We start from the raw sequence: 8,766 nt of genomic DNA on the forward strand, positions 1-8,766 counted from the left end.
GCTACGAGCTTAAAAGTAAAGAAGCTTTCCAGTAAGGCCCAATCACGGACAGGCCGAAACCAGCGCCTCGAACAGCTCGCACCCTTCGGCAGCCTCCGGATGCCACTGGACCGCCACGGCGAAAGGATGGGAGTCCAGCTCCACGGCCTCGACCGTGCCGTCGTCCGCCGTCGCCGTCACGCTCAGCCCGGGGGCCAGGCGGTCGACGGCCTGGTGATGGTAGTGCGGGACGGTCACCGGAAGGTCGCCGAGCGCCTTGGCCACCCGGCTGCCCGCGACCGGCCGGATCGGCAGATGGCCGAACGTGCCGGGGGCGGGGGAGTGGCCGTCGTGCCCGGCGACGTCCGGCAGGTGCTGGTGGAGGGTGCCGCCGAGGGCGACGTTGAGCACCTGCAGACCCCGGCAGACGCCGAGGAAGGGCAGCCCGGCCTCCAGCGCCGCCGACAGCAGGGCGAACTCGGCGTCGTCGCGGAACTCCCTGACATAGCCGGTCCGCCCGCCCGGCCGCTCGCCGTAGCGCCCGGGGGCGATGTCGCCCCCGCCGGCGATGACGAGGCCGTCCAGCCGAGGGACCAGCCCGGCGGGCGCCCCGGCGGGCGGCAGCACGACCGGCTGCCCGGCGGCCCGCACGACCTGCTCCACGTACGAGTACGGCAGGAGCGCGGCGGTCGTCTCCCACACCGTGAACCGGGCGGGCTCGACGTAGCAGGTGACGCCGATGACCGGACGGCTCACAGCGGCGTCACGTACGCGCCGGAGATGCCGCCGTCGACCAGGAACTGCGAGGCGGTGATGAACGACGCGTCGTCGCTGGCCAGGAAGGCGACGGCGGCCGCGATCTCGGACGCCTCGGCGAACCGCCCGATCGGCACGTGCACCAGGCGGCGCTGGGCACGCTCGGGATCCTTGGCGAACAGCTCCTGGAGCAGCGGCGTGTTGACCGGGCCCGGGCACAGGGCGTTCACCCGGATGCCCTCGCGGGCGAACTGGACGCCGAGTTCGCGCGACATCGACAGCACGCCGCCCTTGGAGGCCGTGTAGGAGATCTGCGACGTGGCCGAGCCCATCACCGCGACGAACGACGCGGTGTTGATGATCGAGCCCTTGCCCTGGCGGCGCATGTACTCCAGGGCGTGCTTGCAGCACAGGTAGACGCTGGTCAGGTTGACCTCCTGGACGCGGCGCCAGGCGTCCAGGCCGGTCTCCAGGATGGAGTCGTCGTCCGGCGGCGAGATGCCCGCGTTGTTGAACGCGACGTCGACGCTGCCGTAGGTCTCGAACGCCGTGCGGAACAGCCGCTCGACGTCCTCCTCGCTGGTCACGTCCGCCTTGACGAACAGGCCGCCGACCTCGGCCGCGACCTTGGTGCCCGCCTCCTCGTCGATGTCGGCGCACACCACCCGGGCGCCCTCCTGGGCGAACCGGTGCGCGGTGGCCAGGCCGATGCCGCTGCCCGCCCCGGTGATGACGGCGACGCGGTCACGCAAACGCTGCATGGGCTACTCCGTGGATATGAAGACGTTCTTGGTCTCGGTGAACGCCGACAGGGCGTCCGGGCCCAGCTCGCGGCCCAGCCCCGACTGCTTGAAGCCGCCGAACGGGGTCCAGTGGCGTACGGAGGAGTTGGAGTTCACCGACAGCGTGCCCGCCTCGACGGCTCGGGCCACCCGCAGCGCCCGGCCGACGTCGCGGGTCCAGATGGAGCCGCTCAGGCCGTAGCGGGTGTCGTTGGCGACGCGCACCGCCTCGGCCTCGTCGGCGAACGGCACGACCGACACCACCGGACCGAAGATCTCCTCGGTGAACGCCCGGTCCGTGACCGCCGGCGTCAGCACCGTCGGCGGGAACCAGAAGCCCTTGCCCTGCGGGCAGCCGCCTTGCAGGTACGGCTCCGCCTCGACGAAGCCGCGGACGCGGTCGAGGTGCTCGGCGCTGATCAGCGGCCCCATCTCGGTGGCCGGGTCGAGCGGGTCGCCCACGCGGACGGCGAGGACGGCCCGCGACAGGCGCTCCAGGAACTCGTCGTAGACCTCGGCCTGGACGAGGACGCGGGACCGGGCGCAACAGTCCTGCCCGGAGTTGTCGAAGACGGCATACGGTGCGCTGTTGGCCGCTTTTTCCAAGTCTGAGTCCGCAAAGATGATATTTGCGGACTTGCCGCCTAGCTCCAGTGTGAGGCGTTTGATGTGGTTCGCCGCCTTGGCGGCGATCTCCTTGCCCACCTCGGTCGAGCCGGTGAACACGATCTTGGCCACGTCCGGGTGCTCGACCAGCCGGGCGCCCGCGACCTCGCCCGCCCCGGGCAGCACCTGGAGCACCCCCTCGGGGAGCCCCGCCACCAGGGCCAGCTCGGCCAGCCTCAGCGCGGTCAGCGGGGTCCACTCGGCGGGCTTGACGATCACCGTGTTGCCCGCCGCCAGCGCCGGGGCGACACCCCAGCTCATGATCAGCATCGGGAAGTTCCACGGCACGATCACGCCCACCACGCCCAGCGGCTCCTGGAACGTCACGTCCACGCCGCCCGCCACCGGGATCTGCTTGCCGTGGTTGCGCTCCGGCGCGGCGGCGTAGAAGTGCAGCACGTCGCGCACGGCCCCCGCCTCCCAGCGGGCGTTGCCGATCGGGTGCCCGGAGTTGGCCACCTCCAGCAGCGCCAGCTCCTCGGCGTGCTCGCCCACCAGGTCGGCGAACGCGCGCAGCAGCCGCGCCCGGTCCCCGGGCGCCACCTCGCGCCAGGCCGCCTGCGCCTTCCTGGCACGCTCCACCGCCAGGTCGACCTCGGCCGCGTCCGCGAACTCGACGTCGGCGACGACCTCCTCGGTCGCCGGATTGATGATCCGCATGCTCACATCCGCTCGAACCCTCGAAACAGCTCCCAGTCCGTCACCGCCGCGTCGAAGGCGGCCAGCTCCACCCGGGCGTTGTTGGCGTAGTGCGCCACCACGTCCTCGCCGAACGCCTCCCTGGCCGGCTTCGACCCCTCGAACAGCGCCAGCGCGTCACGCAGCGTGTGCGGCACGGTCGCGGCGCCCGAGGCGTAGGCGTTGCCCTCGAACGCCTCCTCCAGCTCCAGCGCGCCGTCGATCCCGTGCAGCCCCGCCGCCACCATCGCCGCCACCGCCAGGTAGGGGTTCACGTCGCCGCCCGGCACCCGGTTCTCGATCCGCAGCGACGGCCCGTGGCCCACCAGGCGCAGCGCGCAGGTCCGGTTGTCGACGCCCCACTTGACGGCCGTGGGCGCGAAGCTGCCGGGCACGAAGCGCTTGTAGGAGTTGATGTTGGGTGCGTACATCAGGGTGAGCTCGCGCAGGCAGGCGAGCTGACCGGCGACGAACGCGCGGCCGAGCGCCGAGAGCCCGTGCGGGCCCTCGCCCGCCATGACGAGCTCGCCGTCGAGGCCGCGCAGCGAGAGGTGGATGTGGCAGGAGTTGCCCTCGCGCTGGTTCGGCTTGGCCATGAAGGTGATCGACCGGCCCTCCTGGGCGGCGATCTCCTTGGCGCCGTTCTTGTAGACGGCGTGGTTGTCGCAGGTGACGAGCGCCTCGGCGTAGCGGAAGGCGATCTCGTGCTGGCCCAGGTTGCACTCGCCCTTGGCCGACTCGACGTAGAGGCCGGCGCCCTCCATGCCCTGCCTGATCCGGCGCAGCAGCGGCTCGACGCGGGCGGTGCCCAGCAGGGAGTAGTCGACGTTGTAGAGGTTGGCGGGCGTCAGATCGCGGTAGGCGCGCCGCCACGCCTGCTCGTAGGTGTCGTCGTAGACGACGAACTCCAGCTCGGTGCCGACCTGGGCGCACAGGCCGCGCTCGGCCAGGCGGGCCAGCTGGGCACGCAGGATCTGGCGCGGCGAGGCGCTCACGTCCGCGCCGCCCTCCCAGGCCAGGTCCGCCATCAGCATGGCGGTGCCCTCCTGCCAGGGGACGCGCCGGAGCGTCGACAGGTCCGGCTTCATCACGAAGTCCCCGTACCCGCGATCCCACGACGACATCGCGTAGCCCTCGACGGTGTTCATGTCGACGTCCACGGCGAGCAGGTAGTTGCAGCCTTCGGAGCCGTGGTGCAGCACCTCGTCCAGGAAGTAGCGGGCCGACAGCCGCTTGCCCTGGAGCCTGCCCTGCATGTCGGCGACGGCGAGCAGGACCGTGTCGATCCGCCCCGCGGCCACCTCGTCCCGCAGCTCGCCGACGGCGAGGAACCCGGCTCGCTCGTTCACGCCCATCCCGCTTTCCCGTTGATTGGGCTAGTCTCAGACCATTGATGTGTATGGCGGGATCGCTTGTCAAGACCTGAGGACATGTTGGACGAGTCGGCGCGTTTGATGACGGTGCTGCGCCCGGTGCGGGCCGGCAACGCCTTCGAGGAGACCGTGGAACGGCTCCTGCAGGCGATCAAACTCGGCGTGGTCCCGCCCGGCGAGAAGCTGCCGCCCGAGCGCGAGCTGGCGGTCCGGCTCGGCATCAGCCGCGTCACGCTGCGCGAGGCCATCCGCGCCCTCCAGGAGGCCGGCTACCTCGACGTGCGGCGCGGACGCTACGGCGGCGCGTTCGTCACCTACGTGCCGCCCCGGCCCGGCGACGGCGACCTGCGCCGGGTCGTCACCGACATGGGCACCGCCGACCTGACCGACGCGCTCACCTTCCGCATGGCCGTCGAGTGCGGCGCCGCCCAGGTGCTCGCCTGCGCCGCGCTCACCGCCGGCCAGCGCGCCGTCCTGGAACGGCGGCTGGCGGACCTGAACGCGGCCTCGCTGGAGGACTACCGCCGTCTCGACACCGCATTCCACCTGTCGATCGCCGAGCTGACCGGCTCCCCGCTGCTGGCCGCCGCCTGCGCCGACGCCCGGCTGCGCGTCTCCGACCTGCTCAACGCCATCCCGATGCTCCAGGTCAACCTCGACCACGCCGCCACGCAGCACCGCGCCATCGTGGCCGCCATCGTCTCCGGCGACCCGGACGCGGCCCGCCGGGCGGTCGCCGAACACCTGGAAGGCACCGCCGCACTTCTGCGGGCATTCCTCTCCTGACGGACACCCCACTACAAGACAGCTCGTAGAGTCTGTTCCAAGGTCATGGCGAACTGGTTCGAGCACAGCATCATCGCGACGGGACGGCTGCCGCTGTTCTGTTTCTTCGTCGCGCTCATCGTCACGTTCATCGCCACCCGCATCAACGTGCGGCTGATCAGGGCCAAGATCGGCTGGTTCCGCAACGTCAACGTGGGCGAGATGCACATCCACCACGTGGTGTTCGGCGTCGTGCTCATGCTGGTGGGCGGGGTCGCCGGGCTCATCGTCTCCGGCGGCTCCCAGACCGGCTACGCGGTGGCGGCGTCCGTCTTCGGCATCGGCTCGGCGCTGGTGCTGGACGAGTTCGCGCTGATCCTGCACCTGCACGACGTCTACTGGGAGGAGGAGGGCCGCACCTCGGTCGACGCGGTCTTCATCGCCATCGCGATCACCGGCCTGCTGCTCACCGGCCTGCGCCCCCTCGTCTGGGACTACGACCTGCCGATCAACCCGGCCCCGCTGATCGCCGCCCATCTGGCGATGGTCGTCGTCACGCTGCTCAAGGGCAAGATCTGGACCGGGATGGTGGGCATGTTCGTGCCCGTCCTGCTGGCCGTGGGCGCCGTCCGGCTGGCCCGGCCCGGCTCCCCGTGGGCGCACTGGTTCTTCGCCGGGCGCTCGCCGCGCAAGCTGGCCCGGGCCGTCCGCCGCGAGGAACGCTGGCGGCGTCCCGCCATCCGGGCCAAGATCGCCTTCCAGGAGTTCCTCTCGGGCCGCCACGACCTCCCGTCCACCCGCCGCTCCCGCCGCCGTACGTGAGCCGCGACGGCGCGGGGGAGCTGGTGCTGATGCTGCACGACCGCGGGCTGCCCGGCGACGTGGCGGCCGCGGCGGCGCTCGGCGGGCGCTGGTCCTTCCGCGAGCTCGAAGGGCTGGCGCGGGCGTGCGACGCCGGGTTCTCGCTGGACGAGCTGGTCATGCGGCTGGAGTACGCCGAGTTCATCGCCGACGACGAATACGCGGCGCACGGGGACGGCCCGGAGATCCGGCGGTTCGCGGCGGCGTGGGTGGCGGAGGTGAAGCTGCGGCGGGCCGACGACGGGGATGCCGAGTACGACGTGCCCGACACCCCCGGCGTCGACTAGGGCATCGGCGGTGGGTGCACTTCCAGGCGTGAGTTGCCGTTCAGAATGAGGACGTGGCGGCTCTCTGCGTGCATGCGCGTTCGCCGCTGGTGCAGGTTGCAGGTTGCAGGTTGCAGGTGCTGGCGCTCCAGCCCCCGTACGCGGGGACTCCGGGCATCCGAGTGCTACACCTGCGGGGACCCTGGTGACGCCGTCGTCACCACCTACGACCCCGACCTCAGCCCAGCGACCAAGCTGCTTGGGATCCGATGCAACCACGCCCGCTGCGCGCCGTCCCAGCTGCTCCGGGTGAACCAGAGAGACGTCTCGCGCGCCTGCTCATACAACGATGTGTCTGGGCGACAGGTCTCTGTCGGAAGGCACGTTCGCCATCACTCCCCGGCCGGTCATGCTGCCGCCCGATTTCGCCTCGACCCGCGAGGCGCCCCAGAACCGGCCCTGTTCATCACCGTCGAGGTGACCGAGGATCGCGGTCGTGGTGCGGCACCGTGGCTGTCGGAGCTGGAGCGAGTTCTCTGGCTCCCCGCCGGATTCGGCGAACACTTCACGGAGGCAACCGTCAACCCCGGCCACCTCTACCTGGGCGCGCTCGATCTCCCTGCGGCTTGGGCTGGCGCCCTGAACTGTGAGGTCCCGCTCGTTTCGGCGGACTTCGAACCGGGCCAACTCGGAGAACTGTTGGAAGATGGGGCGTTCTTGGGGGCCTACCTGCCCTTCATCCACGATCAGGTCGGCACCCAGAGGGCGCCGCTCACGGGCGCCTCCAGTTACGTCCACGGGCCGGACGGGCCGAAACGGGGGTGAGCTTGGCACCTGGCGCCGCCACCCAGGAGAGGGTGAGTCAGCGATGGTGGGGTAGCGCTGTGAGCTGCGATAATCCTGGAGGCCGGCGTTTGAGCAGCGGGTATGCAACCGGTTGTCGCTGAAAGTGAGAAACCGATACCTTCGCGTCATGGACGTTGCCCACGGAGATGAGGACCGGGAAGAGCCTGCACGGGCCAGGCGCCGCGGGCCCCGGCCCGACGGGGCTCCGACCATCAGCCGGGTCGCGGAGGCGGCCGGGGTGTCGCGGGCGACCGTGTCCAGGGTGATGAACGGCTCGGCCACGGTCGCGCCCGAGCTGGCCGCGCGGGTCAGGGCGGCGGCCGAGGCGCTGGACTACCAGCCCAGCGTGGTCGCGCGCAGCCTCGCGCTGGGCCGCACCGGGACCGTCTCGCTCATCGTCCCGGACCTGGGCAACCCGATGTTCCAGGGGGTGCTGCGCGGGCTCAGCCAGGCCGTCTCCGCCGATGGGTGCCGGCTGCTCGTCTCGGAGTCCGCCGAGAACGTCGAGGAGGAGGTCGTCCTCGCGATCGAGGCGCGCCGCCGCACCGACGGCCTCGTCCTGGCCTCCCCCCGGATGGCCGACGACCGGCTGCTCGCGCTGGCCGACAAGCTCGCGCCGTTCGTGCTGCTCCACCGCGAGCTGCCCGGGTGCGCCATGCCATCGCTGTCGGTGGACAACACGGCCGGCATGGAGGCGATCGTCGCCCACCTGATCGGGCACGGCCACCGCCACCTGGCCTATCTCGCCGGGCCCGCGGCCAGCACGTCCAACCGGGAACGGCTGGCCGCGCTGCGCGCCTCCGGCCTGACACTCACCGAGCTGGCCTGCGGGCCCCGGTTCGACGACGGGCACGCCGCCGCCCCCCGGGTGGCCGGCTCCGGCGCCACCGCCGTGGTCGCCTTCAACGACATGGTGGCCTTCGGCCTGCTGAGCGGGCTGCACGAGCTCGGCCTGCGGGTGCCCGAGGACGTCTCCGTCACCGGGTTCGACGACATCCCCTTCGCCCGCTTCACCAACCCGCCGCTGACCACCGCCTCGATCCCCAAGAACGAGCTGGGCAGGCAGGCGTGGACGCGGCTGCGGGCGCTCATCGGCGGCGAGCCCGGCGGCTACAACGTCCGCTACCAGCCACGGCTGCTCGTACGGGAGAGCACCGGCCCAGCCAGGAGGACCGCATGAAATGGATCAGTGCCAGCGGCGACCGGCTCAACATGGAGAACTTCATCACCGGCTACCCCGCCACCGAGTCGCTCCAGCGGGCCGCAGGGGCTCACCCACGCCCGCCCCGACAGCCCGTACGTCCGGCGGATCGCATCCTCCTCGCCGAACCGCTCGTCGACGACTTCAGGCGCCGCTTCGAGGGCGTCACCCCGGACGAGGCGGAGGTCCTGGCCGGCAGCTTCACCCTCGACCGCTGCGCCCGCCGTGGCCCCCTCGCCGACGTTCTGCGTGAGCACCTGATCTAGAGGGTGATCAACGAGCGCAGCGCCAGCCCCGCGCCCAGGAGCACCACCATTGTCGCGGTCCCCATCGGCGCCAGCCCCGACAGCCGCGCAGCCAGCCGCCCGGCGCGCCTCTCCAGCCGGTCGACCAGCTTGACCAGGAGCAGGCCCATCACGGTGAGCGTGGCCGCCATCCCCACCCCGTAGGCGGCCACCAGCGCCACCCCGAACCAGGCACGGCCCAGCGCGATCGCCCCCAGCAGCACGACCAGCGCCGACGGACTCGGCACCAGCCCGCCCCGAGCACCACCGCCAGCCCGAGCGCGAGCAGCCCCAGCGGCACGGTGAGGG

Annotated in this window: 11 protein-coding genes; 6 read left to right on the top strand and 5 right to left on the bottom strand. The window is 71.6% G+C overall.

From position 1 onward, the window contains the following. Positions 1–42: 42 nt before the first annotated feature. The 4 genes from ADY59_RS11525 to ADY59_RS11540 are packed head-to-tail and all read right to left on the bottom strand — an operon-like array spanning position 43 to position 4,210. On the bottom strand, positions 43–735 hold the full coding sequence (locus ADY59_RS11525; protein WP_049561204.1) for a gamma-glutamyl-gamma-aminobutyrate hydrolase family protein: 693 nt from the start codon (positions 733–735) through the stop codon (positions 43–45). Beyond that, positions 732–1,496 (bottom strand): 3-oxoacyl-ACP reductase, encoded by a 765-nt coding sequence (locus ADY59_RS11530; RefSeq protein ID WP_049561207.1) that lies wholly within the window; start codon positions 1,494–1,496, stop codon positions 732–734. The genes ADY59_RS11525 and ADY59_RS11530 overlap by 4 nt, the downstream gene beginning before the upstream one ends. A gap of 3 nt (positions 1,497–1,499) precedes the next feature. Continuing rightward, positions 1,500–2,843 carry an aldehyde dehydrogenase family protein gene (locus tag ADY59_RS11535; RefSeq protein WP_049561209.1) on the bottom strand — a complete coding sequence of 448 codons (1,344 nt, stop codon included), beginning with the start codon at positions 2,841–2,843 and terminating at the stop codon, positions 1,500–1,502. 2 nt (positions 2,844–2,845) lie between these two features. Then, a complete protein-coding gene (locus ADY59_RS11540) occupies positions 2,846–4,210 on the bottom strand; it encodes a glutamine synthetase family protein (protein WP_231618664.1) in 1,365 nt (454 codons plus the stop codon). Positions 4,211–4,291: 81 nt separating this feature from the next. On the opposite strand from ADY59_RS11540, the gene ADY59_RS11545 reads away from it, so the two are divergent. The 6 genes from ADY59_RS11545 (at position 4,292) to ADY59_RS11570 (ending at position 8,439) form a co-directional block, all read left to right on the top strand. Further along, positions 4,292–5,020: a FadR/GntR family transcriptional regulator gene (locus tag ADY59_RS11545; protein ID WP_049561214.1), complete on the top strand. Its 729-nt coding sequence runs from the start codon at positions 4,292–4,294 to the stop codon at positions 5,018–5,020. 45 nt (positions 5,021–5,065) lie between these two features. Then, on the top strand, positions 5,066–5,821 hold the full coding sequence (locus tag ADY59_RS11550) for a hypothetical protein (protein WP_049561215.1): 756 nt from the start codon (positions 5,066–5,068) through the stop codon (positions 5,819–5,821). Then, a complete protein-coding gene (locus ADY59_RS11555; RefSeq protein ID WP_053174667.1) occupies positions 5,818–6,147 on the top strand; it encodes a hypothetical protein in 330 nt (109 codons plus the stop codon). Before ADY59_RS11550 ends, ADY59_RS11555 begins: the two co-directional genes overlap by 4 nt. Positions 6,148–6,603: 456 nt before the next feature. Next, positions 6,604–6,951 carry a hypothetical protein gene (locus tag ADY59_RS11560; RefSeq protein WP_049561219.1) on the top strand — a complete coding sequence of 116 codons (348 nt, stop codon included), beginning with the start codon at positions 6,604–6,606 and terminating at the stop codon, positions 6,949–6,951. Positions 6,952–7,099: 148 nt separating this feature from the next. Continuing rightward, positions 7,100–8,152 (top strand): LacI family DNA-binding transcriptional regulator, encoded by a 1,053-nt coding sequence (locus tag ADY59_RS11565; RefSeq protein ID WP_082310033.1) that lies wholly within the window; start codon positions 7,100–7,102, stop codon positions 8,150–8,152. After that, positions 8,149–8,439: a hypothetical protein gene (locus tag ADY59_RS11570; protein WP_049561221.1), complete on the top strand. Its 291-nt coding sequence runs from the start codon at positions 8,149–8,151 to the stop codon at positions 8,437–8,439. Before ADY59_RS11565 ends, ADY59_RS11570 begins: the two co-directional genes overlap by 4 nt. Here the strand turns inward: ADY59_RS11570 and ADY59_RS11575 are convergent. Next, positions 8,436–8,705: a hypothetical protein gene (locus ADY59_RS11575; protein ID WP_049561223.1), complete on the bottom strand. Its 270-nt coding sequence runs from the start codon at positions 8,703–8,705 to the stop codon at positions 8,436–8,438. The two genes, ADY59_RS11570 and ADY59_RS11575, sit on opposite strands and share 4 nt — an antisense overlap. Between the last annotated feature and the right edge of the window lie 61 nt (positions 8,706–8,766).

It is taken from the genome of Nonomuraea sp. SBT364, from assembly GCF_001083785.1.
Classification (GTDB): domain Bacteria; phylum Actinomycetota; class Actinomycetes; order Streptosporangiales; family Streptosporangiaceae; genus Nonomuraea.

What these genes read in the sequence shown, in the direction of transcription:
- ADY59_RS11530 (WP_049561207.1), bottom strand. Translation starts at nt 1,496, where the DNA reads ATGCAGCGTTTGCGTGACCGCGTCGCCGTCATCACCGGGGCGGGCAGC.
- ADY59_RS11535 (WP_049561209.1), bottom strand. Translation starts at nt 2,843, where the DNA reads ATGCGGATCATCAATCCGGCGACCGAGGAGGTCGTCGCCGACGTCGAG.
- ADY59_RS11545 (WP_049561214.1), top strand. Translation starts at nt 4,292, where the DNA reads ATGTTGGACGAGTCGGCGCGTTTGATGACGGTGCTGCGCCCGGTGCGG.
- ADY59_RS11550 (WP_049561215.1), top strand. Translation starts at nt 5,066, where the DNA reads ATGGCGAACTGGTTCGAGCACAGCATCATCGCGACGGGACGGCTGCCG.
- ADY59_RS11565 (WP_082310033.1), top strand. Translation starts at nt 7,100, where the DNA reads ATGGACGTTGCCCACGGAGATGAGGACCGGGAAGAGCCTGCACGGGCC.
- ADY59_RS11570 (WP_049561221.1), top strand. Translation starts at nt 8,149, where the DNA reads ATGAAATGGATCAGTGCCAGCGGCGACCGGCTCAACATGGAGAACTTC.